The organism is Psychrobacillus syltrankelensis, assembly GCF_055454035.1.
This window is the reverse complement of the sequence record NZ_CM144227.1, coordinates 3,659,942-3,685,718: the sequence shown is the minus strand read 5'-3', so window position 1 is coordinate 3,685,718 and position 25,777 is coordinate 3,659,942. Positions and strand designations below refer to the sequence as shown.

Annotated in this window: 25 protein-coding genes; 8 read left to right on the top strand and 17 right to left on the bottom strand. The window is 35.7% G+C overall.

The features are described from left to right. Nucleotides 1-9 precede the first annotated feature (9 nt). The 3 genes from hisD to ACTSKG_RS18215 are packed head-to-tail and all read right to left on the bottom strand — an operon-like array spanning nucleotide 10 to nucleotide 3,102. Complete coding sequence (gene hisD, locus ACTSKG_RS18225) at nucleotides 10-1,293, bottom strand: histidinol dehydrogenase (RefSeq protein ID WP_464755943.1); 1,284 nt, start codon at nucleotides 1,291-1,293, stop codon at nucleotides 10-12. 8 nt (nucleotides 1,294-1,301) lie between these two features. After that, on the bottom strand, nucleotides 1,302-1,931 hold the full coding sequence (gene hisG, locus ACTSKG_RS18220) for an ATP phosphoribosyltransferase (RefSeq protein ID WP_464755942.1): 630 nt from the start codon (nucleotides 1,929-1,931) through the stop codon (nucleotides 1,302-1,304). Next, nucleotides 1,924-3,102: an ATP phosphoribosyltransferase regulatory subunit gene (locus tag ACTSKG_RS18215; RefSeq protein ID WP_464755941.1), complete on the bottom strand. Its 1,179-nt coding sequence runs from the start codon at nucleotides 3,100-3,102 to the stop codon at nucleotides 1,924-1,926. The genes hisG and ACTSKG_RS18215 overlap by 8 nt, the downstream gene beginning before the upstream one ends. Nucleotides 3,103-3,475: 373 nt before the next feature. On the opposite strand from ACTSKG_RS18215, the gene ACTSKG_RS18210 reads away from it, so the two are divergent. Together ACTSKG_RS18210 and ACTSKG_RS18205 are read left to right on the top strand one after the other, a co-directional pair. Beyond that, complete coding sequence (locus ACTSKG_RS18210) at nucleotides 3,476-3,673, top strand: hypothetical protein (protein ID WP_464755940.1); 198 nt, start codon at nucleotides 3,476-3,478, stop codon at nucleotides 3,671-3,673. Between the two features lie 119 nt (nucleotides 3,674-3,792). Then, nucleotides 3,793-4,284: a DinB family protein gene (locus ACTSKG_RS18205; RefSeq protein ID WP_464755939.1), complete on the top strand. Its 492-nt coding sequence runs from the start codon at nucleotides 3,793-3,795 to the stop codon at nucleotides 4,282-4,284. A gap of 260 nt (nucleotides 4,285-4,544) precedes the next feature. Here the strand turns inward: ACTSKG_RS18205 and sspO are convergent, their stop codons facing one another. Beyond that, nucleotides 4,545-4,715 (bottom strand): small acid-soluble spore protein O, encoded by a 171-nt coding sequence (sspO, locus tag ACTSKG_RS18200; RefSeq protein ID WP_464755938.1) that lies wholly within the window; start codon nucleotides 4,713-4,715, stop codon nucleotides 4,545-4,547. 1,163 nt (nucleotides 4,716-5,878) lie between these two features. Between sspO and ACTSKG_RS18195 the strand changes: the two genes are divergently transcribed. Continuing rightward, entirely contained in the window at nucleotides 5,879-6,742 is an 864-nt protein-coding gene (locus ACTSKG_RS18195; RefSeq protein WP_464755937.1) for an alpha/beta fold hydrolase, read from the top strand. Nucleotides 6,743-7,318: 576 nt separating this feature from the next. On the opposite strand, the gene ACTSKG_RS18190 is transcribed toward ACTSKG_RS18195, so the two are convergent. From ACTSKG_RS18190 to hprK, 5 genes are read right to left on the bottom strand one after another with little or no spacing between them, the layout of a single operon-like run. Then, nucleotides 7,319-7,825, bottom strand: a complete 507-nt coding sequence (locus ACTSKG_RS18190) for an acyltransferase (RefSeq protein WP_464755936.1) — start codon at nucleotides 7,823-7,825, stop codon at nucleotides 7,319-7,321. Then, the gene (ppaX, locus tag ACTSKG_RS18185; protein ID WP_464755935.1) at nucleotides 7,822-8,478 is read right to left on the bottom strand and encodes a pyrophosphatase PpaX; all 657 of its coding nucleotides are present in this window, start codon (nucleotides 8,476-8,478) and stop codon (nucleotides 7,822-7,824) included. The genes ACTSKG_RS18190 and ppaX overlap by 4 nt, the downstream gene beginning before the upstream one ends. Further along, nucleotides 8,475-9,413 carry a nucleoside recognition domain-containing protein gene (locus tag ACTSKG_RS18180; protein ID WP_464755934.1) on the bottom strand — a complete coding sequence of 313 codons (939 nt, stop codon included), beginning with the start codon at nucleotides 9,411-9,413 and terminating at the stop codon, nucleotides 8,475-8,477. The genes ppaX and ACTSKG_RS18180 overlap by 4 nt, the downstream gene beginning before the upstream one ends. Before the next feature lie 17 nt (nucleotides 9,414-9,430). Further along, complete coding sequence (lgt, locus tag ACTSKG_RS18175) at nucleotides 9,431-10,240, bottom strand: prolipoprotein diacylglyceryl transferase (RefSeq protein ID WP_464755933.1); 810 nt, start codon at nucleotides 10,238-10,240, stop codon at nucleotides 9,431-9,433. Nucleotides 10,241-10,264: 24 nt separating this feature from the next. Further along, the gene (gene hprK, locus ACTSKG_RS18170; RefSeq protein WP_464755932.1) at nucleotides 10,265-11,200 is read right to left on the bottom strand and encodes an HPr(Ser) kinase/phosphatase; all 936 of its coding nucleotides are present in this window, start codon (nucleotides 11,198-11,200) and stop codon (nucleotides 10,265-10,267) included. Nucleotides 11,201-11,331: 131 nt separating this feature from the next. Here hprK and ACTSKG_RS18165 point away from each other — a divergent pair, with 131 nt between their 5' ends. After that, nucleotides 11,332-11,883 carry an N-acetylmuramoyl-L-alanine amidase gene (locus tag ACTSKG_RS18165; protein ID WP_464758064.1) on the top strand — a complete coding sequence of 184 codons (552 nt, stop codon included), beginning with the start codon at nucleotides 11,332-11,334 and terminating at the stop codon, nucleotides 11,881-11,883. A 576-nt stretch (nucleotides 11,884-12,459) separates the two neighbouring features. Here ACTSKG_RS18165 and ACTSKG_RS18160 read toward each other — a convergent pair. The 4 genes from ACTSKG_RS18160 to ACTSKG_RS18145 form a co-directional block, all read right to left on the bottom strand. Further along, a complete protein-coding gene (locus ACTSKG_RS18160) occupies nucleotides 12,460-13,602 on the bottom strand; it encodes a DUF4097 family beta strand repeat-containing protein (RefSeq protein ID WP_464755931.1) in 1,143 nt (380 codons plus the stop codon). Nucleotides 13,603-13,679: 77 nt separating this feature from the next. Continuing rightward, nucleotides 13,680-16,571: an excinuclease ABC subunit UvrA gene (gene uvrA, locus ACTSKG_RS18155; RefSeq protein WP_464755930.1), complete on the bottom strand. Its 2,892-nt coding sequence runs from the start codon at nucleotides 16,569-16,571 to the stop codon at nucleotides 13,680-13,682. 4 nt (nucleotides 16,572-16,575) lie between these two features. Next, entirely contained in the window at nucleotides 16,576-18,558 is a 1,983-nt protein-coding gene (uvrB, locus tag ACTSKG_RS18150) for an excinuclease ABC subunit UvrB (protein ID WP_464755929.1), read from the bottom strand. 118 nt (nucleotides 18,559-18,676) lie between these two features. Continuing rightward, the gene (locus ACTSKG_RS18145; protein ID WP_464755928.1) at nucleotides 18,677-18,913 is read right to left on the bottom strand and encodes an IDEAL domain-containing protein; all 237 of its coding nucleotides are present in this window, start codon (nucleotides 18,911-18,913) and stop codon (nucleotides 18,677-18,679) included. A 176-nt stretch (nucleotides 18,914-19,089) separates the two neighbouring features. Between ACTSKG_RS18145 and ACTSKG_RS18140 the strand changes: the two genes are divergently transcribed. Then, nucleotides 19,090-19,632 (top strand): competence protein ComK, encoded by a 543-nt coding sequence (locus ACTSKG_RS18140; protein WP_464755927.1) that lies wholly within the window; start codon nucleotides 19,090-19,092, stop codon nucleotides 19,630-19,632. Here ACTSKG_RS18140 and ACTSKG_RS18135 read toward each other — a convergent pair. Both ACTSKG_RS18135 and ACTSKG_RS18130 read right to left on the bottom strand, forming a co-directional pair. Next, nucleotides 19,629-19,994 carry a YhjD family protein gene (locus tag ACTSKG_RS18135; RefSeq protein WP_387585510.1) on the bottom strand — a complete coding sequence of 122 codons (366 nt, stop codon included), beginning with the start codon at nucleotides 19,992-19,994 and terminating at the stop codon, nucleotides 19,629-19,631. The two genes, ACTSKG_RS18140 and ACTSKG_RS18135, sit on opposite strands and share 4 nt — an antisense overlap. 162 nt (nucleotides 19,995-20,156) lie before the next feature. Next, nucleotides 20,157-21,386, bottom strand: a complete 1,230-nt coding sequence (locus tag ACTSKG_RS18130) for an EAL and HDOD domain-containing protein (protein ID WP_464755926.1) — start codon at nucleotides 21,384-21,386, stop codon at nucleotides 20,157-20,159. Between the two features lie 158 nt (nucleotides 21,387-21,544). Between ACTSKG_RS18130 and ACTSKG_RS18125 the strand changes: the two genes are divergently transcribed. Beyond that, nucleotides 21,545-22,321 (top strand): enoyl-CoA hydratase-related protein, encoded by a 777-nt coding sequence (locus tag ACTSKG_RS18125; RefSeq protein ID WP_464755925.1) that lies wholly within the window; start codon nucleotides 21,545-21,547, stop codon nucleotides 22,319-22,321. Nucleotides 22,322-22,504: 183 nt separating this feature from the next. Here ACTSKG_RS18125 and ACTSKG_RS18120 read toward each other — a convergent pair whose 3' ends face one another. Both ACTSKG_RS18120 and ACTSKG_RS18115 read right to left on the bottom strand, forming a co-directional pair. After that, nucleotides 22,505-22,993 (bottom strand): HEAT repeat domain-containing protein, encoded by a 489-nt coding sequence (locus ACTSKG_RS18120; RefSeq protein WP_464755924.1) that lies wholly within the window; start codon nucleotides 22,991-22,993, stop codon nucleotides 22,505-22,507. A gap of 39 nt (nucleotides 22,994-23,032) precedes the next feature. Beyond that, the gene (locus ACTSKG_RS18115) at nucleotides 23,033-23,227 is read right to left on the bottom strand and encodes a hypothetical protein (RefSeq protein ID WP_464755923.1); all 195 of its coding nucleotides are present in this window, start codon (nucleotides 23,225-23,227) and stop codon (nucleotides 23,033-23,035) included. Nucleotides 23,228-23,606: 379 nt separating this feature from the next. Here ACTSKG_RS18115 and ACTSKG_RS18110 point away from each other — a divergent pair, with 379 nt between their 5' ends. Together ACTSKG_RS18110 and ACTSKG_RS18105 are read left to right on the top strand one after the other, a co-directional pair. Next, the gene (locus ACTSKG_RS18110; RefSeq protein ID WP_464755922.1) at nucleotides 23,607-25,022 is read left to right on the top strand and encodes an FAD-binding protein; all 1,416 of its coding nucleotides are present in this window, start codon (nucleotides 23,607-23,609) and stop codon (nucleotides 25,020-25,022) included. Further along, nucleotides 25,022-25,558 carry an MFS transporter gene (locus ACTSKG_RS18105; protein WP_464755921.1) on the top strand — a complete coding sequence of 179 codons (537 nt, stop codon included), beginning with the start codon at nucleotides 25,022-25,024 and terminating at the stop codon, nucleotides 25,556-25,558. The genes ACTSKG_RS18110 and ACTSKG_RS18105 overlap by 1 nt, the downstream gene beginning before the upstream one ends. Nucleotides 25,559-25,777 lie beyond the last annotated feature (219 nt).

Here is a 25,777-nt window from a genome sequence, read left to right as displayed (position 1 = left end):
TTTTATTTATCAATTGAATTCCTCCTTACTCCAGCTTCGTGATTCGACTGAACGGGCATGCCCTTCTAATTGCTCCAATCTTGCTAAACGAGCAATTTTTGGATATTGTTCTTGCCACATTTCTTCCGAATAATATACAATACTTGTTTTTTTCACGAAATCATCCACGCATAATCCACTTGAAAATCTAGCCGTGCTATTTGTAGGAAGTACATGATTAGTCCCCGCAAAATAATCCCCAACTGGTTCACTACTAAATCTTCCGATAAAAATTGCTCCAGCATGCTTTATTTGTTCACTGATTTTTTCTGGCTGGTCCGTCATAATTTCTAAATGCTCCGGTGCAAGCTCATTAACTGCATTTACTGCTTGTTCTAAAGTTTCAGCAATATAAATAAGACCGAAGTTTTCAATCGAAGCTCTCGCAATTTCTTCTCGAGGAAGCTGCTTTAATTGTTTTTCTACTTCCAATTGGACTTCTTTTGCGAGTTTTTCGCTCGTTGTAATTAAAACCGAACTAGCAAATCGATCATGCTCTGCTTGAGCTAACAAATCAGATGCAACTTCATCCGCAAAAGCGGTATGATCCGCAATGATCGCTATTTCACTCGGACCCGCAATCATATCAATCGCTACTTTTCCAAACACTTCTCTTTTTGCAAGAGCTACATAGCTATTGCCTGGACCTGTTATTTTATCTACCGCTCTAATTGTTTCAGTACCATAAGCAAGAGCTGCAATTGCCTGAGCTCCTCCCACCTTATAAATTTCTGTTATTCCAGCAATATGAGCTGCTACAAGGACAGAAGCAGGAAGTTTTCCTTCTTTTGATGGTGGTGACACAATTACTATTCGGTTAACTCCAGCAACCATTGCTGGAATAGCATTCATTAATACAGAAGACGGATAAGCAGCAGTACCTCCAGGGACATACAATCCAACTGCATCTAAAGGTGTAATTTTATATTTTATATAAGAACTTTTTTCCAATGGGAAATCAATATTTGGATGTACTTGCAGCGAGTGAAATGCTCGAATATTAGCTGCCGCTTCTTCTAAGTCTTTAACCAATTGTGGGTCAAAGTTGTTAAATGCTTCTTCTATCTCTTCTTTCGTCACTTGTAGGTTTGAAAGCTTTGCTCCGTCCCATTTCTCTGTATAGTCAAAAAGCGCCTTATCCCCATTTTGACGAACATGATCAATCACTTGACGAACAGTTGTGACATGATCCACATTTGCTTGTTCTACTGAACGTTGTAATGAAATTGTATTGGACAGCTTTGCTATTTTCATAGGATTCCCTACCTTTTGTTCAATTCATTTTTTAATCGTGCAACGAATTCTTTTATTCGTTCTCGTTTCACTCGATAGCTTACAGGATTAACAATTAGTCGAGATGATATGTTTACAATTCTTTCATATTCAACTAGTCCATTTTCTTTTAACGTTCGACCTGTAGAAACGATATCAACTATTCGATCCGCTAACCCAATCATTGGTGCCAACTCAATAGAACCATTTAACTCAATGATCTCCACTTGCTCCCCTTTTTCCTTATAAAAGTTCGTTGCTATGGTCGGATATTTCGTTGCAACTCTTGGTGCTATTTCATTCATTTTCGTATTTGGAAGTCCAGCAGTAGCGATGTAGCAATTACTAATACACAAATCAAGTAACTCATGGACATCGCGCTTCTGCTCCAACAATACATCTTTTCCAGCAATCCCGATGTCTGCAACTCCATGTTCAACATATACAGGTACGTCCATTGGTTTAGCTAGTATAAATTGAATTCGCTCGTTCGGAGCTTCCACGATTAACTTTCTCGAATCATTTATTTCTTTAGGTAAATCAAAACCTACTTCCACAAACAATTTATATGCTTCTTCAAATATGCGCCCTTTTGGCATTGCAATTGTTAGTTCATTCACGCAAAGAACCACCTTCTGAAACGATTATTACTTCATCAAAACTTTTAGTATATGCATTTAAATCATTTACACTTTCTACATATTGAAGCGTTACTCGTTCCGCTTTTTTTCTTCTTTCTTCTGCAAGCTTATTTGCTTTAGAATAAAGTCCTGCTTGAAATAAAAAGAGTGTATGTTTTTCCTTTATTTCTTTTCGAGGTAGTACCTCTAAGAGTCTATCTACCCTTAGCCCAAATCCAATAGCTCCAACTGTTTCATTAAACTGTTTAAATAGTTCATCATATCTACCGCCGTTACCAATAGGAAACCCACTACCTTCAGCATGAATTTCAAACAGCATACCTGTGTAATAACTCATATGACTCGCTAGCGTAAAATCAAAAGAAACAATAGAAGAATCGCTTAATTGTATTTCTAATAAACGTTGCAATTGGTCCACTTGATCCATTAAATATTGCTGCTCGTCCGTTAAGAATGGTCGCAAATTCTCTAATTCCTTAGAGTCCACTGTATAATCAATCAGTTTTATGAGGTTCTTTTTTTGTTTGTCCAATAGTTGCATTTCTTCTACCTTTTGTTCAAAACCAACAAGATTTTTCTCTACTAACAGTTGTCTCAAAGAGTCCACTTGTTCTTCTGTTTTTGTATTATTGGTTAGTATTGCTGACAGTACTCCTGCATGTCCAATAGTAATTCGAAAGCTCTCTACCCCGAGTTCTTTAACAAGTTCAACTGCTGTATGGATTATTTCACTATCACCATATGCGCTAAAATCTCCAATCAATTCTAGCCCCAGTTGTTCAAACTCCGCTGGTCTTCCACCTTCTCTATGTTGTGCACGAAATACGTTTGCGAAATATGCTAAACGTAAGGGATTTTTTTCTTTTAATAGTTTGGAAGCAGCTATTCTTGCAATCGGCGTAGTCATGTCTGGACGTAAAACGAGCATTTCCCCTTGATTGTCTACTAATTTAAATAAAGATGACTCATCTATAGCAGAAGCTTTTCCGATCGTTTCAAAATACTCAACCGATGGAGTTTTTATAAAGTCGTATCCTTTGCTGCGAATAAAATCTCTCGCTATCGAACGAATATATTCTTTTTGCTCATTTACTTCCGGAAAAGAATCTCTCATTCCTAAAGGCTTCTCAAACATTTGAATCTTACCCATTCGATTCACTCCTAATTTCACTTTAATACACTAGAGTACTAGTACGGTAAATTATTTAAAATTTTAACCTATTTCCTTCTATTCGTCAACACTATACATTCATCCCCAACTTATAAGAAAAAAATGCGCAAGTACACCTAAGGTCTCTTGCTCCTTAAAAATGCCCTTGAAGTGATTGCATTACTTTAAGGTGTCCATCGCCCTCTTAGAATTTGTGAAGACATGATGCGTTTGGTTTGGCTAATTAGAGAAAAAATACTTCACTACTCTTTTTTATAGCTTCCGAAGATACCATTTCGGTAGCTCGGTAGATACTATTTTTCTTTGGTTCCGCTTGCCATATGGATAAACGACATAGAAGTACCATTTCATTATGTCGACTAAACATATTGTCTTCTTAATCGCATTTTTGTTGGAATGGAAGGTGGCTAATGGCAAAGGTTTTGTTCAATCATTAGTTTTGGAAATCAGAAATAATTGGATGGAAAATGATATATTAACAGTTGAAAAAGCTATTAACTTTATGAAGGAACAAGATATAAAGAAGATTAATGAGTCGCCTGAACGATAATTTAATACTAAAAAACCTTATTGCACTAACGCAGGAGTTTGGTTGAACAAGAAGGAGTTTAGATAAGTGAATCGAATTAGTATGTATAAATGGAGATATAAAATTGGAGGGAATAGAAAATGGACGTAAAGACACTTTTGTTACAGCAATGGGCAAGCTGCTTAGATGAAGAAGACTGGTTTCCACCAATTGAAAAAGTGCTAGAGGATATCACTTTTGAACAGGCAATTTGGAAACCAGCTGATGGGGCAATGAATTCCATTTGGGAATTAGTTTGTCATTTACTTTTCTATAAAAAGAGACTTCTGATGCGATTTCTTGGAGAAACAGCGAATGAACCCCAGGCAGAAGATAATGAATCTACATTTCGATTACCAACTGAGACGTTTCAAAATTGGAAGGAAACAAAACAAGAATACTTTTATGTTCATCGTGAACTTGAAAAAATACTAGCAAAATCAGAACATGAAGATTTGTATAGACAGATCCCTGGAGAAAGAACATTAGTGCTTGAACTGAAGAGTTTAGCAATGCACGACGCATATCATATTGGGCAAATTGTATTCCTTAGTAAAATGCAAGGAGCTTGGGCAGTTAAACGCATCTATTAAAAAAACTTCATTAGCTTTAATGGAATAAGAACGGGAACGTCCAAATCGGACATTCCCATATTTTATACCTGAAAAACAACAATTCTACTTAACAACGCCTTTGATTATGAACACGTAATGGCATCTGAAGAAAATTCATTACAAATAGTGGTTGCTTGAATTATTTGGGCTTTTAGTATGGTTTGTTTGATAATAGGAATCTTTAAATTTTAAAACTTTGATTTAAGTGCGCTTATTAATTCGGGCTTACATCATTTAGCTCATTGCCGCTTCTTCGTTTTCTTATTATTATGTCTCTCTGCCGGTGTCAAGGGTTTGTTTGCAAGTTCATGATCAAACTCCCTTGATAAATTCTTCCTAGCCGCTTGCTCATCACTAGCGTTACCACTTAAATTGTTCTTTGGGCTGTTGCTCACTATATACACCTCCATGATTTTAGTTTGCCACTTGGTGTCCTTAGTATGCATTTTGTTAAGTATTACGGTAATTGTTTTGTAATTGATTATCTCTTCGAATGCGGTTACTAGGTTCTCTCCTTCGCAGCATTTATAGAATGTAAAAAAGTTACTTCTTTCTGTGATATCCTATTGTACTAACGCAGTAGTTTAGTTGTGCGAAATGTTCCTAGTATAAATAGAGGATGGTTACATCTCTCTGGTAAAGGCTAGGCAATTCCTTATGGAATTGAAGGATTATATCGAAGAATCAAATGAAGAAGTAACGCTCGGAGGGGTTCTCTCTTAGTCGAGTAGCACTGGATTTAGTAAGAATGATTGTGTTATAAGCTCGGTGAAAAGGCGTGAGAAATTACCGTAACAGCTTTGGCTGACGAAATCCTACCCGCGGGGGTGGTGTAATTCATGATGCTTGAGTTGAATGAATATGGTGAGAATGCGAATAAACCTAAAAGAAAAGGTTAAGCTGACGAATATCTGAATGTACGGGTCTAAAACTGCGATACATAGAAATGTGTATATCACCAAATTGTGAGGTTAGATGTGGATGAGTAAGACTAACTAATATGAAAATCCATGATACGTTACAGGCGTATGAATGCTAACAGGCTTACAGGAAGCACCTAAGTTCATTCTATAATAGATATAATTCAACGTTGTAAGCTGATAACGTGGAGGGCTTACTCCCAACGAAACGTTGGCAAGGAAAATAATTATGATATTAGTAGTTGTATAACTTGTCTTTATATCAGTGAAAGTGGTGGTACAGTACCAGTGAAATGTCTAATCCACATGGAGGGATAGCCACTAGACTAATGAAAAATCATTTATTCATGCAAGGCAAATCATTATCGGTTAATAAGGTTCTCGTGAGACTAATAGAGGTTCACCTCCCACGGGAGGGACCGACTTATTGAAACGGATGGATTGAGACACAGATGGCGTTAATCTACTAATGTGTTAATGATTAAATCGAATTGGATTAGTTGGAACGCCGTATGAAGTGAAAGTTTCATGTACGGTGTGAACGGGGGGAAAAGCTGGCGATAACTTCAAAAGCTTACCTATCTGTATTAAGAAGGATTTTAATTTCCGATGCCGAATATTAAATAGAAAAAGAAGAAAAGAGGTATATATTCTTGCAAGACTCATTTATTTTTTTACAAGATAATCGAAAATTATCGTATATAAGTTATGGGGATACAAATGAAAATACAGTTATCTTCTTTCATGGATTTGGTTCATCGGTTAGTTCCATTCATCCCGATACAAAAATATTAGATAAATATAATGTTCGTTTTTTTGCCGTTAATCGTCCAGGTTATGGAGACTCAGATTTGATGCTGAAATATTCTATGGAGGACTTTGCAGATTTTATAAATGATTTTCTCATTGCTAAAGAAATTCAAAAGGTTTCGATTATTGGTTGGTCAGCTGGTGGATTATATAGCCAGGTTTTCGCTGATAAATATTCCGAAAAAGTCACGTCTCTTAATTTAGTTAGTAGTGCAATACCTCTAAATAGTACTGAAACCAAAAAGATTCTACCTTCAAATTGGAAAATGATTTCTAATTTGAACAGGTACATCCCCATCATGACAAAGTTTTATTTTAAAAGTCTCAGTAAGAAATTATCCAATAATTTGGATGGTACAATGCAAGAGTCTATACAACAAATGGTTGAAAGCGACCAGAAAGTGGTAAATGACCCGCTAATTCGGACAGTTATGATGAAAGGTGCAGTGGAAGCATATAGTAATGGGGGGATCGGGGTTTATTACGATGCTCTTTCATTGTGTAAAGCAATAGAGCATATAAGCAACCCTTTACTTGATGTGAATGTTAATATTTGGCAAGGAGGAAAAGATACTATTTGGACTTCGGAGACTTCTAATTACCTTCTTGAGAAATACCCTAATTCCACATATTCTTTTATTAATAATGAAGGACACTTACTTTATTTATCTCATTGGGATGAAATACTTAAAAAATCGTTAAGCTAACAAGTGAATTTTAACGGTGAAGCCGAAAACTATGGTTAATATTGTTTAGGTTGTGAATAATTCTACTTAAACGAGTAGCTTTCGTTTTGGGTTGTCTCTTTAAAAAACACAGTTATTATGGTCAACAACAATTGTACGTGCGGTTTACAATTTATTAATATATACACGGGGATAAATAAAAAATTTATAGCTAAGGCTTTATGCCTTTTTCTTATTGAAAGACAGGGGTTGTGAAGAATTGTACTTATGCTAACGTGGTGCTTTAGTTAAATAAGCACATTAATACCTTTACGCCGAACAAATAGTTTGGCGTTTTTTATTTACCTAAATATTCGCCAATTTGGAAGTGTACTATTCATACGTTTAGATGTCTATGTAGAGCTACTGCAATGATAATTGTAGCTTGTTGAATTAAGCTTCGATTTAGCAGTCAAAATAACAATAAAAATAACGTTGATATGACAATAAAAAAATAGACATCCAATTGTAGTGATAATTGAATGTCTATTTGTGTTCTTATTACTAATTCGTGATCAAAACTGAACGGCTTATCCTTTAGAAAGATAGCTCTTTGTATTATTTGTTTCGTTCTAACATTTCTTCTTTTGTAAAGATTACTTGCATTGGATTCCCTCCAACAAAACACCCTTCCGGAACGTCTCGGTTCACAAGTGTTGCTGCAGAAACTATGGCATCATTACCAATCGTTACTCCAGGAAGTATAGTTGTATTGGCACCTATTAGTACTCGATCGCCGATAATTACATCTCCAATGCGATACTCATCGATTAAATATTCATGGGCTAATATGGTTGTATTATAACCGATTATCGAATTGTTACCGACTTTAATGCGCTCTGGGAACATTACATCAACCATTACCATTAACGCAAAAGATGTTTCTTCCCCAATTTTCATTTTGAGAAAAACTCGGTAGAAAAAGTTCTTCCAACTTAAAAATGGTGAGTATCTCGCAGCTTGTATGAATATGAAATTCTTTACTACTTTCCAAAAAGGAACTGTATCGTACACATGCCACAGTGAATTTGCTCCACTTACAGGATATCTTTCTGTTTTCCTCATACAGTTTGACCTTTTGCTATAGTAAGCAATTCACTAATATGATGAATCATATACGTTGGAAAAAAGGTAGCTAGAAACGCTTCTCCTTTCAGGGACCATGCTACAGCTGCTGTATCTACACCAGCCCGTTGACCACCAACAATATCATGCATATTGTCACCAATCATCAATGCTTGCTCTTTTTCGACACCAAGTCTTGTTAATGCTAACTCAATTGGCTCTGGATCTGGCTTAGTCTTTTTTACATCATCTAATCCAACAATTGTGTCGAAAAGATCTTCACATTTCATCAGTTTAATGCCTCGATCAATCATAACTCGTCTTTTTGTCGATACGACTGCTAGCTTATATCCTTGCTCTTTTAGTTTGTATAAAGTATCTACAACGCCATCGAAAGGAACCGCCATTTGATCATGCATGTTAATATTCCAAGTGCGATAAGCTTCGATTAATGACTCGGATAGAGCAGGGTCGATCGTGTTAAATGACTCAGCTAAAGTTGGTCCTAAAAAAGGCAGGACACTTTCTCTATCGTATTTCCCAGGAAATTTTTCTCCTAAAACATGTAAAAAAGATTCGATTATCAATTCATTTGTATTTAATAGCGTTCCATCAAAATCAAACAATATTGCAGTATAAGGGTCTCTAATCATGAAGTTACCACTTCCTCTTGTTTTCTCTGATCGGCTTTATTCCAAATAAAGGCGACAATAATCGTCAAAATAAATGCTGTCAATATCCTGATTAAAAATAATGGCAAAATCGGTACTCCTAATGGAATAAAGATGAGCGTATCCTCTATAACAGCATGACAAGCAACTAAGAAGATAAAAGCAATCGTTGCATCCTTTTTACTTACACCGTCTTCTTTGACCGCTTGAATCATTACACCTGCTCCAATGGCTAACCCTGTAATAAGTCCAGCAACTAATGTTAAGGAGGCATTTGGCTTCAATCCAATTATTTTAGTAAAAGGACTAATTGCTTTTGAGAATTTTTGTAAATAATTCTTTTCTTTTAAATATTGGATAATAATCATTAATGGGATGACAATAACGGCCAGGTGTAAAACTCCAAAAGTTGCTTTTTGTAAGCCAAGGAACACAATCTCTCCCCATCCATTTGGTATATACTGAGTTGCCGTTGCTCCTCCATATTTAGCTATTTCCCCACCACCATGCCAAACAAGGTTAATAATAATTGCAGAAAGAATAGCTAAACCAAATCGTACGACTAACACTATCCAAAGTTTTACCCCTACTCGAAGAGCAACTCCCGTTTCGATAAAAATATTATGAGAAAAAGAAAGCATCGTCGCTAATATAAATACTTCTTTCACAGTTAAATCCATTGAAAGTATACCTGCGATTGCTGCATACAAATTCAGTCCATTTCCTAGTACTAACGGAATTGCAGCTTCCCCTCGAAGTCCTATTAACTCCATAAAAGGAGTTATGAACTGAATTATCCAAGGTAAAACAGGTGTATATTGTAAAATGACAATAATTAATGTGATTGGAAATATTATTTTACTTAATGTCCATGTCGTTTTTAAACCAGCTAACAAACCCCTTTTTATAATTCCCAAAGCTTACCCTACTTTCTTTACTTATCTAGGTAACGAACTGCAGGTTTAATCGTTACTCTTCTGTATATAAATAGAATAATTGAAATTGCAATTGCTAGTAACGATACTACTTGAGCGGTTCTTAATTCCCCTATTAAATATAGACTATCTGTACGCATTCCTTCAATAAAGAAACGTCCTACTGAATACCATGTTAAATAGAACAGGAACATTTCGCCTCTACGTAAATTTACTTTACGAAGCAAAATCAGTATTATGACCCCTATAATATTCCATAGTGATTCATATAAAAATGTTGGATGATAGTATTTACCCTCAATATTCATTTGCTCAATAATCCAGTTTGGAAGCTTTAAGTTTTCTAAAAATGTTCTAGTTACTTCTCCTCCATGCGCCTCTTGGTTCATGAAGTTTCCCCACCGCCCCACTGCTTGGCCAATTAATAAACTTGGTGCCAATATATCGGTTAGTTTCCAGAAAGAAGTTCCTCTTTTTTTAGTAAAGAAATAAGCAGTTAGAAATGATGCAATTAATGCACCATGAATTGCAATTCCACCATTCCATATTTGAATAATTTTTTCTGGATTTTGACTATAAAAGTCCCATTTAAAGGTAACATAATATATTCTGGCACCCACAATTGCTAAAGGCACTGCCCAAATAAGCAAATCTGTTAAATATTCTTGATCAAACCCTCGCTTCACCATTTCCCGTTGTGCCACTATAAACGCTAATATAATGCCACATGCAATAATTATCCCGTACCATCTAACATCAATCGGTCCAAGAGAAAAAGCCACTGGATTAATTGCTTGTAATAAAATCATATGTAACTCCCTTCTACCATCTCTTTAATATTCGTTTTCTTCATTCTGGCTTATCACATCGTCTAAACGTTTTGCAAAGTCCTCTGCTGCATTGACACCCATCCGTTTTAAACGATAATTCATTGCTGCTACTTCAATAATTACAGATAAGTTTCGTCCAGGTCGTACTGGAATGGTATGTTTTGTTATAGAGGTATTGATAATTTCCATCTTTTCTTCTTCCAACCCAAGCCGATCATACGTTTTTTCGGCCTCCCATAATTCTAGTTCGATTACTAGAGTGATACGTTTATAACTACGAATTGCACTAGCACCAAATAAAGTCATGATATTGATAATGCCTATCCCACGGATTTCAAGCATATGCTCGATTAGTTTTGGAGCACTACCAACTAGTGTATCTTCTCCTTCTTGCCTAATTTCTACACAGTCATCTGCTACTAATCGGTGCCCTCTTTTGACTAGTTCTAGAGCGGTTTCACTTTTACCAACACCACTTTTTCCAGTGATTAGTACGCCAACTCCGTATATATCCACTAATACTCCGTGGACCGCTGTTGTTGGAGCTAGCCGACTTTCTAAGAAATTTGTAAGCTTACTTGAAAATCTTGTCGTTGGCATATTTGTTGTTAACACTGGAACGGAATTTTTATTGGAAGCTTCGATTAACTCTTCTGGAACTTCCATGCCATGCGAAATAATAATGACTGGTGTATCTTGCGCACATAACTTCATCATTCGTTCTTCTTTTTCTTTTGGTGTTAAAAGCTGAAAAAAGGAAACTTCTGTTTTCCCTAAAAGCTGAATGCGATTGGATGGGTAATGCATGAAATATCCAGCCATTTCAATCCCTGGACGAGAAATATCACTAATTGCAATATGCCGACCAATTCCTTCTTCCCCACTTACTAATGTAAGATTGAACTTTTCTTTTACATCCTTTGTCGTCACATGAGGCATACAATAAGTCTCCTTTCGCACTACTGTTTCACATAGTATTTATTTTAGCATGATTATTCTATTTTATAGTATCCATTTATCTTTTCTCTTTCTATTTATTATTAGAAAGGAGAAGATTATCGTTGAAAATTATGCTTGATGCTGGTCATGGACCAGAAACACCGGGAAAACGAACACCTGATGGTAAGATGAGAGAATTTGAATTCAATCAGGCAGTTGTACTTCAAATAAAAGAGGAACTACAGGAATATGGGTTAATCGTCATTCTAAGCCATATCGGAACTTCAGATGTCCCACTTAACGAAAGGACTGCTTTAGCAAATCAGCTAAAAGTAGATGCATTTGTTTCCGTTCATGCAAATGCGTTTGGCTATTCGTGGAATGAAGTAAGTGGAATTGAAACTTTTACTTATACGAAGCCTTCCGAGGATTCTAAAATACTTGCAAAGTTTATTCAAGACTCTTTGTGCTCTATTACAAAGCGAAACAATCGTGGAGTGAAACAAGCCAATTTCGCCGTACTTCGCGATACTAAAATGCCTGCCGTTTTAGTAGAATGTGGCTTTATGACAAATAAAGCAGAAGCATTATTATTACAAACTGCTTCTTATAGAAGACTTTGCGCAAATGCTATTTCTAGTGCTATCCTATGTTGGACTCGTAAAATGCAAGATTCCCTCTAAGTACATCTAGTCCTCACCTTTACCAGAGTGCTTTGGACGAAACATTAGCTACACTATTACCGTTAGAACTATGGATCGTGAAGTGATTGCGTCACTTCACGATCCATTTTTGGTCATCTTGTGGCGGGTGTTTGTCCGTCGCACTCTTGTAGTATGTAAAGTCATGATGCATTTAGTTTGGATAATGAGAGATAAGATGCTTTCCTATTCTTTTAAAAGCGGACGAAGATACAATTTCGTCCGCGACTTCGCTACTTTATTAATGGATACTAGCTATTTTTCTCTATGTCCACTTTTCCTATTATAAACCTAGGAAAGTACCAGTTCATTATTAGGCGAAGCATCTTGATTATCTTATTAGCCATGTTGATTGGAGCGGAAGGCAGCGACTCCTAGGGGATTAGAAAGCTAATCAAGATCTTGGAACGCTCACCCCGTGGAAAGCGTCCACCTGAAACGGAAATCCGCGTTATTATTTCATTCTAAAAAAAAAGACTGCAGATTAACTCGTTTTAATTGAGTTTATCTGCAGCCTGAAGCTGACAGAAGCATTTAGCTCTTTGTCAGCTTTTTTATTTATTCACTTTCTAATGTATAACGTACAAGGACAGTTCCGGTTTTTGCATCACCGTATACTCTTAGAGGCTGTCCTTCAGATTCTACTATTTTCGTGAATCCTACTTTTTTATTTAATAATTGTTCTGATTGGTTTAGTTGTGTGACATCTGCAAGCTGCACATCTATTTTTCCTAGTTGAGAAGTAGCTTCTCCTTTTAACGAAACATCTTTCCGTACATATAATTCGACAGTTCCTGCGACTGCAGTTCCTTCAATTTTACGTGCTTCCTTATCTTTAGTCGTTAAAATAACATGCCCACTGACAGAAGAGCCTTCTACTTCCTTCAACTTTCCATCTACATAAATGCGCCCATTAATCGTTTCTACCTCAATGGAATCACCTATGACTTGTTGTACTTGAACCGTTCCATTTACCGTTTCAATATCTGCTCTTCCAAATTGTAATTCTTCCAATTTCACTTTTCCGTTTGTTGTTTTCACTTTAAACGAATTTGCTTCGATGTTCTTTGCACTAAAATCACCATTAAATAAACGAGCTGATATATCATTATAAGCTTTTTTAGGGACATATAGCGCAACTTGAACAGATGTTGTTTTCATATCACTATATATACGTAATTTATTTCCTTCTGTTTTAAAAAGAAAATCCGAGTGAAAACGATTTTTCGCTTCTTCTTCTGACGTGTTTTTATATGATTTAACGGTTACATCTGCGTGTGTATCAGATTCTTCTGTTGGAAAGATTTCAACTTTACCATTTGCAATATCTATAGATATATCATCAAATTGCGCTTCTTCTACTACTAACTTTTCTTGGAAAACTACAGGTTCACCAAAAGGCATTTCAAAATCAAATTCTTTTATTTTATCTACGGTTCCTTGTAAAAACTGCATAAAACGTTCTCCTACTACCGTAAAATCTCTTTTTAAGTCTTCTATAAAATCAGAGCTCTGTTGCTTGTTGTGCGATTGAGAATCCGCTTGTTCCGTAGATGAGTATTCCTGTTTTTGCTCTTTTTTTACCGGTGTAGTTACAGGTGCTGATTGCTTGCCAAGTGCTTCTAATAAGACTAATGCTTCATGTGCAGAAATTGTGCCGTTTTCAACCATATCTAAAATACGTTTACGTTCCTCTTGCATAGTGAAAGGCCTCCTCTTAAGTTAAAAGTCTGTTTAACTTCTTACACTACTTAATACGATTAAAGGGAAAAAAAGTTTCATTTGGATTCTATTGCAACTTTTTTCTTTTTCGTTGCTTTTGAAACTACTTCATCCATTCTCTCACGGTCGCGTTCCAAAATTGTTTTTAAATATTTTCCTGTGTAAGATCCTTTTGTTGTAGCTATTTTTTCTGGAGTCCCCACTCCAACGATTGTTCCACCTTTGTCGCCGCCTTCAGGACCTAAATCAATCATATAATCTGCTGTCTTAATAACATCCAAATTATGTTCAATGACTAGCACAGAGTCGCCATTTTCTACGAGACGCTGTAGCACTATAAGTAAGCGGGCAATATCATCTACATGCAAACCAGTTGTTGGTTCATCAAGAATATAAAATGATTTTCCGTTTGATCGTTTATGCAATTCCGATGCAAGTTTTACACGTTGGGCTTCTCCACCTGATAATGTTGTAGCAGGTTGACCTAACTCCATATATCCAAGACCCACATCGACAATAGTTTGTAATTTACGGCTAATTTTCGGATGGTTTTCAAAAAATGCTAATCCATCTTCTACTGTCATTTTTAAAACTTCTGCAATATTTTTCCCTTTGTATTGTACTTCCAATGTTTCACGATTATACCGTTTTCCGTGACAAACTTCACAAGGTACATACACATCTGGTAAAAAGTGCATTTCAATTTTAATAATGCCATCTCCGCGACATGCTTCACAGCGTCCACCTTTTACATTAAAACTAAATCTTCCTTTTTTATAGCCTCTTACTTTTGCTTCGTTTGTAGCAGCATATAAGTCACGAATATCATCAAATACCCCTGTATAGGTAGCTGGATTAGATCTTGGTGTACGACCAATTGGAGATTGGTCAATATCAATTACTTTCTCCAATTCTTCTATTCCCTCTATGCTTTTGTTCGCTCCCGGTTTCACTTTTGACCGGTTCAGCTTTTGTGCAAGCGATTTATATAGAATTTCATTTACAAGCGTACTTTTCCCAGATCCAGAAACACCAGTTACTGCTGTAAATACTCCTAAAGGAATATCTACACTGACATTTTTCAAATTATTTTCAGATGCCCCTTTAATTTTGATAAAACGTCCATCTGGTTTTCTTCTCTCGGTTGGTAAAGGAATGAATTTTTTTCCACTTAGATACTGCCCAGTTAATGATTTTTTATTTTTCATTACTTGTTCAGGCGTTCCTGCAGCTACAATTTCGCCGCCACGAATTCCAGCACCTGGTCCAACATCGATTAAATAATCGGCCGCCATCATGGTATCCTCATCATGTTCTACTACAATTAGCGTGTTACCGATATCTCGCATATTTTTTAATGTCTCGATCAATCGATCATTATCACGTTGGTGTAAACCAATCGAAGGCTCATCCAATATATATAAAACCCCTGTAAGCCTTGATCCTATCTGAGTAGCAAGACGGATTCGCTGTGCTTCTCCTCCTGATAATGTACCTGCTGCACGATTCAATGTTAAGTAATCAAGTCCAACGTTTTCTAAAAAGCCTAGACGTTCGTGAATTTCTCTTAAAACTAATCTTGCAATTTGCATATCTTTTTCTGATAACGTCAACTGATTGAAGAAATGGTTTGCTTCTTCTATTGAAAACTCCGTTACTTGAGCAATATGTAAGGAATCCACTTTTACCGCAAGTGTTTCTTCTTTTAATCGATATCCTTTACAAGTTGGACAATTATGTTGAGCCATATATTTTTCCATTTGTTCCCGAATATAATCCGAGGATGTGTCTTTATATCTTCGTTCTATATTGGATAGAACTCCTTCAAATTGAATCTTGTTGTCCCGTACTTGTCCAAATTCATTTTCATAGCGAAAATGAATTTTATCTTCTCTAGAACCATACATAATATTATTCCACTGATCTATCGGCAATTTCTCTACGGGTACATTCATTTTTATTTTGTAGTGTTTACATACTGCTTCTAATAATTTGGGATAGTACTGTGAGCTTGTTGGTTGCCAAGCAATAATTGCACCTTCTTCGAGTGTTAGTGATTTATCTGGAACTACTAATTCGGGATCCACTTCTAGTTTCGTTCCTAATCCATCACACTCTGGGCATGCACCGAATGGACTATTGAAAGAAAACATCCGCGGTTCTAACTCACCTATAGAAAAACCACAAATCGGACAAGCATGATGTTCACTAAATAAAATTTCTTCATGTTCCATCACGTCAATTAATACCCTTCCATCAGCAATTCGCAGTGCGGATTCCAACGAATCACTTAAACGAGGCGCTACTCCCTCCTTCATCACAATCCGGTCAATAACTACTTCTATATTATGTTTTTTATTTTTATCTAAATTAATATCATCATCTAAATCGATTAACTCACCGTCTATTCGGACACGTACATATCCTTGTTTTTTCATATCTTCTAACAATTTTACATGCGTACCTTTTCTACCAGAGACGATGGGAGCTAATACTTGCATACGCGTTTTTTCCGGATACTCGCTCAAACGATCAACCATTTGTTCAATCGTTTGTGAGCTAATCTCAATTCCGTGGGTTGGACATATCGGTTTTCCTACTCGAGCAAATAATAGACGTAAATAATCGTAAATTTCCGTTACAGTCGCTACAGTGGAACGTGGATTCTTACTAGTCGTTTTTTGGTCAATAGAAATTGCAGGTGAAAGTCCCTCAATAACATCCACATCTGGTTTATCCATCTGCCCTAAAAATTGACGTGCATACGCTGATAAGGACTCCACATAACGTCGTTGTCCTTCCGCATATATCGTATCAAATGCTAGAGATGATTTTCCAGATCCAGACAAGCCTGTCATCACAACAAGCTTATCCCTCGGTATTTTTAGGCTTACATTTTTTAAGTTATGTGCTCGTGCACCTTGTATAACAATCTCTTGATTTTTCACACTATCATCCTTCCAACTTCAATTCCAGGATTGCATCACGTAATTCTGCTGCACGTTCAAAGTTAAGCGCTTTGGCCGATTCCTTCATTTCTTTTTCAAGATTTACTAATAACGCTGCCTTCTCTTCTTTTGTTAATGGTTTACCACTCGTTAACTGCTGTGCATAAGTAGCCTCTTCTTCTGCAACTTGTGATGCACGAATAACTTCTCTAATTTTCTTCTCGATAGTTTTCGGTGTAATTCCATGCTTTTCATTGTATTCTATTTGAATGGTACGTCGGCGTTCTGTTTCATCAATTGCTTTACGCATAGAATCGGTCATTTTATCTGCGTACATAATTACTTCTCCATGGGAGTTCCGTGCAGCTCTTCCAATCGTTTGAATTAAGGAACGTTCGGAGCGTAAAAATCCTTCTTTATCTGCATCTAATATTGCGACAAGGGATACTTCTGGAATATCAATACCTTCTCGAAGTAAGTTAATGCCGATCAATACATCATACGTCCCCAAACGGAGTTCTCTTATTATTTCAATTCGTTCTAGTGTTTTTATTTCTGAATGCAAATATTGAACTTTAATTCCAATTTCTTTTAAATAATCGGTTAAGTCCTCTGACATTTTCTTCGTTAATGTTGTAATTAGCACTCGTTCATTTTTTAAGGTTCTCTCATGTATTTCATTGATTAAATCATCTATTTGACCTTCAATTGGTTTCACTGTAATAATTGGATCTAATAACCCTGTTGGACGAATAATTTGTTCGACCATATCCGGAGTATGTTCTAATTCGTATGGACCTGGAGTAGCTGATACGAAGATAGCTTGATGAACATGATCTTCAAATTCGCTAAAAGTAAGTGGTCGGTTATCAAGAGCAGATGGCAATCTGAACCCATGATTTACTAGGACCGACTTTCTTGCTTGGTCACCATTATACATTCCTCTTACTTGGGGTAACGAAACATGACTTTCATCTACTACTATTAAAAAGTCTTTCGGAAAATAGTCGAGCAACGTATATGGTGTTGCCCCTGCTTCACGTAGAGTCAGATGACGAGAGTAGTTTTCAATTCCTGAACAAAAACCCATTTCTCGCATCATTTCTAAATCATAGTTTGTCCGTTGTTCCAAACGTTGTGCTTCTAGTAACTTGTCTTCACTTCGTAAAATTTTAAGTTGTACCTCTAGTTCTTTTTCTATATTTTCAATAGCTAGGAGCATTTTTTCTTCACGTGTAACGAAGTGGGAAGCTGGAAATATTGCTACATGATCTCGTTCCCCTAATATCTCACCTGTCAATGCGTCTACTTCACGTATACGATCGATATCATCTCCGAAAAATTCTACTCGTAGACATTTTTCATCGCGAGAGGCAGGAAAAATTTCCACAACATCCCCTCTTACGCGAAATGTCCCTCTCGTAAAGTTAATATCATTTCGCTCATATTGAATATCAACTAACTTTCGCAAGAGCTGGTTCCTTTCTATTTCCATGCCCGTTCGAAGCGAAACGACCATTTCTTTATATTCCTCTGGATTTCCGAGGCCATATATACAAGAAACTGACGCAATAATAATGACATCTTTTCTTTCGAACAAAGAAGATGTCGCCGAGTGACGAAGCTTATCAATCTCTTCGTTTATACTTGAATCCTTTTCTATATATGTGTCCGTTTGTGGTACGTACGCTTCCGGTTGATAATAATCATAATAACTGACGAAATATTCCACTGCATTATTTGGAAAGAACTCTTTAAATTCACTATATAGCTGTCCTGCAAGTGTCTTATTATGCGCCATCACAAGTGTTGGTTTATTTGTTTGTTGAATAACATTTGATATTGTAAACGTCTTTCCGGTACCAGTAGCCCCAAGCAACGTTTGATGTTTTTTTCCTTCTCGCACACCTTCTACTAGTTGTTCGATTGCTTTTATTTGATCCCCTGCTGGGTCATATGGAGCTTGTAAATCGAATAGTTGATCCATAGTATGCCTCCTACGGTTTAGATGTTTTTAGTTTAACATAATTCGTTTTTAAAAACGAAGAAAACGAACGTATGTTTTTTTGAATTAGAAAAGAAAAGCCGCTCTGCATAAGCGGCTTTTACTTTGTACTTTGTAATTGTTGTAATGCCTTCGTATACTTCATAAATGTTACCTGATCTCTTTTATCAAGAGCTTCATCAATCAACTTTAATAATCGATAACTACTTTGTTCCCGGTGGATAATGTTCAAAAACATATCAAGATATATTTCATTCAACAATTTCTCGGCAGAACTTTCTTTACCGGTTTGACCCATTGCTTTCAAAAAATCTGCATATGAATATTGTTTGTCCATCTCCATCACCCCGATGCCTTTTATCCATTATATAAAAGTAAAACAAGAGTTGCAATCATTTTGAGAAAATTGTGAATTTGAGATTAATTCAAAGATTTTTAAAATTCGTTATATTTACTTGATTTACTTCCAAATTTAACTATAATTGATGTATAAACTACTAAGGAGTGAATATTATGTCAAAAAAAGCAGATGATAAATCCTTCCTAGTTTCATTTGAAACTGCGGTATTGCAGCCAGTTCGAATAAATAACAAGATTTATACAAAGGTTACTAATATTACGGGAGAGCCCATTCTAATAGGTAAGAAGCCTTATGATATTGTTCGTCAATCATGTGCCTATTACGGTTCTTCTTTTCAACAAGCTAAAGATTTTTCAAAAGATACGCTTGGCAATTATCTTAAACTCCCTATAGTTGTGGCTCATGACTATGGAAGTCCATTTATTTTAATACCACTTTTGTCTCCTAAATCGGATTTAAATGTTTGGTTTGCACTTAATGCTATTGACAGGTTTGAACCAAGTGAGGATGGTTGTACGGTAGTATTAATAAATGGCAAAAAGATTGCAGTAAACTCCTCCACCATTACGTTAAGTAAACAAGTGGGGTTTGCAAATCTTCTAAAAATGCATTTTTTAAAAAGAATGAGTCGTCTATCACATACTGAATTCTTAACATCACGCAATCAATTTTCTCAGAAATATTTCCAAGACTAACGAATTTTTTCTACTAGAGCGAAGTACATAGAAAGTAGTTCTTCCACTCTGTTGCGGAGGCGGACGTTTAGATAACGACGATGTTCCTCATACCCACCATGAAAAAAAACATATTCTGTGAACATATCATCCCCTTCCCCACGAAGAACTTTCATACTATGTCGCTTCATATAAATATGCGTTTCTTTTAATTCTTTTTGTACATGCTTTGCAGCTTCTTCAACCATGGATATATACGGCCGCTTCAACTTAAAGGGAGCTTGCTCAAAAATCGTTCGATCTTTCTCTAAAATAGTTAATACCATTGGGAGATAGATCATGTTTTCTAAATATGGTATTGATTCTTCCGGTATTAGTGGCATGTCGCATTCTCCTTTTTAAGAACACCTGTTCTATCCTAATTGTACATCTTTTGTAGGAAAACGCAACATTCTAGAACAAATATTTTCTTCCAATTTAATGAACTAAAAGTAAAAGCCTCGATGAGCAAATTACAAGCTCATCGAGGCTTTTATTATCGTTATTTATTTTATAATTTCAGCAGCCCAACGACGTGCTTCTAAGTAAAAATCATTTATTGTAGCGTGCTCAATACCAAGCACTTCCGCTCCAGCTACTATGTCGTTCCATCGAACTTCATCACAAGCAATGGTAAATTCTAAATAAGGTGTCATTTCGGTTTTCGTGCCACTCAGTGTTTCTGCCACTTCATCTGAAAGAGGTAGCTCCTTTAATAATTGATTCATGGAACGGTGCAATAATGTATCAATTAAAGAAAACATCCCTATTATGAAATATTCAGAAGCATTTGGTAAAAGCTTACGTCTTGCGAGTAAATCACAAAACTTTGCTCTAAATAATGATGCTTCAATGAGAGCCAATCCATCTCCTGAATGATTTATCTTTGTTTCCCGAAGCATTAAAACATATAACCAATGATTTAATTCTTCTAAACCAAGCATGAGCACGCCTTGCTTAATAGAACGAACCTTTGATTTCGTACGAACAGCAGGAGAATTAATCATCTTTAACACTTTGAATGATAGAGAAACATCCCGTTCGATTTCATCTGCAACCTCCTCAATTGAAGCAGATTTATCTCTCAATAAGTTAATGATTCGAAAATATTGCGCCATATTAGTTGGTATTTCAGTACCTTTAATAATTTCCGGTTTAGCAAAGAAGTACCCTTGAAAGAGCTTATATCCTGCCTCTTTAGCCTCGTAAAATTCGGCCCGTGTTTCCACTTTCTCCGCAAGCAAAACAACATTTGGATAATTCGCTTTAACAATTTGTTCTATAGCTTGTCTTTCTTTAGTTGTACTTGAAAGAAAATCTACCTTTATGAAGTTAACAATAGAAAATAGCTCATCATACAAAGTAACATTTTTTTGAAGGACAAAATCATCTAGAGCAATTAAAAAACCAAGAGATTTTATTTTCCGTATTTTTTGAAGTAAAGAAACCGTAATAGGAATATCCTCTAATATTTCTACTATTATTCGATTCGATGGAAATTTCGCAAATATATCTTCCTCTAACAAATTTTCTGTAAAGTTAATAAAACAAATTTTTTCTCCTGCTAATTCATTAATTCCAATCGTAAGGAACGAATTTACCAACACGTCTAAAGTAGCGGTATCACCCTCTAGAATGGGGAAAGAATCACTTTGACCATCTCTATATAATAATTCATAACCAAAAATGCGCTCATTTTTAGTAAAAATAGGTTGTCTCGCAACAAAAATGTCCACGTGAATTCCTCAAATCTTTGTGATTTCAATAACATAATTGTACCAAACTGGAAAAGGAAAATCGACCTATTTTGAATACATTTCTATAGATGACAGACTACTAGTAAAATGATATGTTTTGTATGGGGAAATAATTGTATTTTTTAGGGGGAAATGAAATGAAATCGATTTATTATGAACAGCACGGAAATTTGGCTTATGTAACACTAAATAGACCCGAAGCACTAAATGCATTTAATTACGAGATGCTTCGAGAGCTAGGGGATATCACGGAATCGATCCGTATAAATCCAGATATCCGTGTTGTGATTTTCACAGGAGCTGGAGTAAAATCATTTAGTGTAGGGGCAGACTTAAAAGAACGAAAAAATTTAACCGATCAACAAGTAAAAAGAAATATTTATAAAATTGGAGAAGTATTCTCTGCTATAGAAAATCTTCCGCAACCAACGATTGCCATGCTAAATGGTTACGCCTTTGGTGGAGGTACAGAACTTGCACTAGCATGTGATTTTCGAATTGCAGCAGATGATATTCAATTAGGGTTAACTGAAACAAGTTTAGCCATTATTCCAGGTGCAGGTGGTACTCAACGTCTACCACGACTTATCGGAGAAGCAAAAGCACTAGAGCTTATTTTAACAGCAAAAAGACTAAAAGCAGAAGAAGCACTTGCATACGGTTTAGTAACAAAGGTTACACCGCGTGAAACATTAATAGTAGAAACAGAAAATTTTGCAGCATTAATGCTTGGCAATGGACCAATCGCCCTTCAACAAGCAAAGTTTGCTATCAAACACGGCATGAATGTAGACCTACATACGGGGTTAAACATTGAACGTAAAGCTTACGAAATCACTATTCCAACAGAAGATCGAGTAGAAGCATTAAACGCGTTTAGTGAAAAAAGAAAACCAGTGTTTAAAGGAAAATAAGAAAAGTCTATACTATTAACATAGAATATTTTAGGATAGTGAAAGTGACTGAGTCACTTCATTATCCTTTTTTTGATAATTTCGTGGGAATGTTTGTTTGTTTTCTGGTATGTGTTGCTCGGACTGAGTTATGTGGTGCTCAATTCGGGTTATGTGGTATTCAGTTGTCTTTAAATGGCACTCTTATTCCCATCCTAATTCTTCCAAAGAATCAATTAAAAATTCTTTCTGGTCAGTTATGCGATCAATTTTTTTCTGAATGATTCTTATACAACTTTCCTTTGTTTCACTTGAGATATTTTCTGAATGAGAATCTATCAAAATAAATGCCTGTCTGCTCACCTCAAAACTATCTTCACCTAACAATTCAGCAAACAGTTCTATATACTCTGCGCACTGAAAAGATTCCAAAGCATACAATATTGTACCTCTAGCACCAATTGTATTTGGGTTTTTCAGTAAACTTATCAAAGGCTCTATAGCTTCCTTACTTCCAATGTCAGCTAATGCTATAGCAATTGCATTTCTCAATATAACATTTTTTGTAGTTAATACATGATGAATCAAAAGATGAACTGCTTCAACTATCTTTTTACTACCTAGTTCTTCTACTATAGCAACAGCTTCATCTATTTTATTATCAGCTATTTTACTATCTAGTTTTCCTAGCATAACTATTACACCTCTACTTTACTGTACCCTGATTACCTATTATCTTTTTATAAAGTTTACTTCTTTTGCATTAAATATTAGAACTGTAACATCTTCGTTACTGCTTAAAACAATTTTAATTTTTCCAAAATCGTCTATTAACCCTATTTCCAAAATTTCATCAAAATCAACATTTGTATTGGGTTGCATTTCAAAAGTAGAAACACCATTAAACACCAGTTGACATTTTAACATCTCTGGTTCTACTTCATTATAATTGTTCTGTTTCCAATTATTTAGTTCTACCTTTATTAAGAGCATATTTTCAGCGGAATTAAATTGAATTGATTCTACAAGACTATCATGTAAATCATAGGATTGTAAAAATTCTAATGGCTTAATATTCAGTCCTCCTAATGGGGTTATATGCTATTTTTTTGCCTTTTTGAACGGGATTTCAATTAATGTCGAGATAATAATCCTTTCCTTTTTACAACAAATATTAATGACACTAAATTATCTAAGACCAATCTGTTTCATCCATAAGAATACTATCTATTAAAATACCACTTCAGATGTTAAAGTATAGTTGCATTTGTAAAAGGAGGCGAGACAAATTTTCAAAAATCGTTATTTGGTTTTTATTTTATATATAGTCTTATTAATTTGCTCCTTTAAAATATTTCATTTTCAATTGTCCCATCCAATTGTAGAGGATTATGGGAGACTTTTACCTACCAAGATGAAGGCAGTGAAATCAAGTGATGATGAGGAGAAACTCCGTAAAATTATTGAACAAGCGAATATGCATAATGATTCAATTTCTATTGCAGGCATGCAGCATAGTCAAGGTGGTCAAACCCTCTATCCAAATGGAATTCAACTCGATATGAAAAACTATAATAAAATTCTAGAACTAGATAAAGAGAATAAACTCATCACTGTTCAAAGTGGAGTAACTTGGGCTGACATACAATCCTATATTAATCCGTATGGACTTGCTTTAATGGTTAGTCAATCGCAAAATATTTTCACTGTGGGTGGTTCATTAAGTGTGAATGTTCACGGCCGTGACATTAGAAATACTTCTTTAATTGAATCCGTAAAATCATTTAGATTACTTAATGCAGAAGGGGATATTATTCATGTCAGTCGTGAAGAAAACCCTGAACTCTTTCGTCTGGTCATTGGGGGTTACGGGTTATTCGGTGTAATTCTTGATGTAACTTTGCAATTGAGAGATGACGAACTCTATCAAGTTCAAACTAAATCGCTAGCTTACGATGAGTACAGTTCCTATTTCACTAATAATGTTCTTGGAAATGACACTATAAAAATGCATCTAGCAAGAATTTCGGTTGCACCGGATAACTTTTTGACGGATATGTATATAACTAATTATTTCACAGCAAATGATCAATTACTTTTTAACAAATACACTAAATTAAAACGGGAAAGTATCATTGCTGTCCCAAAATTCTTTCTTGGTCTTTCCCGTATAAATGATTGGGGAAAGAATATGTTTTGGAAAACGCAAGAAACATACAATAAGAAGATCGATGGCTCATTAATTTCAAGAAATAATGTCATGCGTTCCGAATCAACATTTATGGAGTATGACAATACAAATAAAACGGAAGTGCTGCAAGAATATTTCGTACCAATAAATGAGTTTACCAACTATATCGATGACTTAAGAGAAATGCTCCAAAATGAAAAAGACTTTAATTTGCTGAACATTACCATTCGATATGTGAAGAAGAATGATGAAGCAGTCCTGTCTTATGCAAAAGAAGACATGTTTGCCCTCGTTTTACTTATAAATCAAGGAACCAGTAAAGACAGTATTGCAGAAACAGGTCAAGTTGTTCGAAAGATGATTGATATTACATTAGCTCATGATGGAAGCTATTATCTTCCTTACTATAACTATCCTACGAAAGCACAGTTGGAAGAGGCATATCCTAGAGCAGATGAATTCTTTAAAATGAAGGAAAAGTATGATCCTAATCACCGTTTCATGAATCTTTTCTATAAGGAGTATCACTGATGAATTACAGAAGATTTATTGTCTATCAAAGCACTATAGGTATGGCAGCAAGCATGATTTTTCCTTTCTATGTGTTGTTGTTAAAAAATGTCGGCACTAGCTACTCACAGTTTGGATGGGCATACGGATTATTTGCACTGACTGCAGCAATAAGCTATTCCGTGATTGGTAAGCTCGCTGATAAAACGGGAGATAAAATTCTATTAATCATTTATTCTTGGGGAATGGCACTGATTTTGCTCATTTTTCCGCTTTCATATGAAATTTGGCATGTTTATATCCTTCAAGTTGTAATGGGTTTACTTGGGGCAGTTCAGAAAAACTCTGAAAAAACAGTTCTAGCTCGTACGGTTCAAAAAGAGACGGCAGGAAAAGAAATTGGACGCTATCATATATGGACATCAGTTGGTGCTGCTTTAGCGGTTATTGTAACTGGATATTTAGTTGACTTTCTGACGATTGGAAGTATCTTTTATGTAGCTTCCATTGTATTTGCTTGGAGTGGGTTTTATATGATGAAATTGGAAAAGTCTTGAGTACTAGATTGATGGATATGTGGTGCTCAGTTTAGGTTATGTGGTACCCCGCCCAGTTTATGTGGTAATCAGATCGGTTTGTGGCACTCGGACTTAGTTATGTGGTACTCAGTTTGGGTTATGTGGTACCCGGCCTAGGTTCCTAGAAAAATGCATCCAGTAACTAACTGTTGTTTAACTGTTTTATTCTTTTTCATCTGATCTCCTTCCCCAAAGGAT

Coding starts and splice junctions, on each gene's coding strand:
- hisD (WP_464755943.1), bottom strand. CDS start 1,293: ATGAAAATAGCAAAGCTGTCCAATACAATTTCATTACAACGTTCAGTA.
- ACTSKG_RS18215 (WP_464755941.1), bottom strand. CDS start 3,102: ATGGGTAAGATTCAAATGTTTGAGAAGCCTTTAGGAATGAGAGATTCT.
- ACTSKG_RS18210 (WP_464755940.1), top strand. CDS start 3,476: ATGTCGACTAAACATATTGTCTTCTTAATCGCATTTTTGTTGGAATGG.
- ACTSKG_RS18205 (WP_464755939.1), top strand. CDS start 3,793: ATGGACGTAAAGACACTTTTGTTACAGCAATGGGCAAGCTGCTTAGAT.
- sspO (WP_464755938.1), bottom strand. CDS start 4,715: ATGGAGGTGTATATAGTGAGCAACAGCCCAAAGAACAATTTAAGTGGT.
- ACTSKG_RS18190 (WP_464755936.1), bottom strand. CDS start 7,825: ATGAGGAAAACAGAAAGATATCCTGTAAGTGGAGCAAATTCACTGTGG.
- ppaX (WP_464755935.1), bottom strand. CDS start 8,478: ATGATTAGAGACCCTTATACTGCAATATTGTTTGATTTTGATGGAACG.
- lgt (WP_464755933.1), bottom strand. CDS start 10,240: ATGATTTTATTACAAGCAATTAATCCAGTGGCTTTTTCTCTTGGACCG.
- hprK (WP_464755932.1), bottom strand. CDS start 11,200: ATGCCTCATGTGACGACAAAGGATGTAAAAGAAAAGTTCAATCTTACA.
- ACTSKG_RS18165 (WP_464758064.1), top strand. CDS start 11,332: ATGCTTGATGCTGGTCATGGACCAGAAACACCGGGAAAACGAACACCT.
- ACTSKG_RS18160 (WP_464755931.1), bottom strand. CDS start 13,602: ATGCAAGAGGAACGTAAACGTATTTTAGATATGGTTGAAAACGGCACA.
- uvrB (WP_464755929.1), bottom strand. CDS start 18,558: ATGGATCAACTATTCGATTTACAAGCTCCATATGACCCAGCAGGGGAT.
- ACTSKG_RS18145 (WP_464755928.1), bottom strand. CDS start 18,913: ATGGACAAACAATATTCATATGCAGATTTTTTGAAAGCAATGGGTCAA.
- ACTSKG_RS18140 (WP_464755927.1), top strand. CDS start 19,090: ATGTCAAAAAAAGCAGATGATAAATCCTTCCTAGTTTCATTTGAAACT.
- ACTSKG_RS18135 (WP_387585510.1), bottom strand. CDS start 19,994: ATGCCACTAATACCGGAAGAATCAATACCATATTTAGAAAACATGATC.
- ACTSKG_RS18125 (WP_464755925.1), top strand. CDS start 21,545: ATGAAATCGATTTATTATGAACAGCACGGAAATTTGGCTTATGTAACA.
- ACTSKG_RS18120 (WP_464755924.1), bottom strand. CDS start 22,993: ATGCTAGGAAAACTAGATAGTAAAATAGCTGATAATAAAATAGATGAA.
- ACTSKG_RS18115 (WP_464755923.1), bottom strand. CDS start 23,227: ATGTTAAAATGTCAACTGGTGTTTAATGGTGTTTCTACTTTTGAAATG.
- ACTSKG_RS18105 (WP_464755921.1), top strand. CDS start 25,022: ATGAATTACAGAAGATTTATTGTCTATCAAAGCACTATAGGTATGGCA.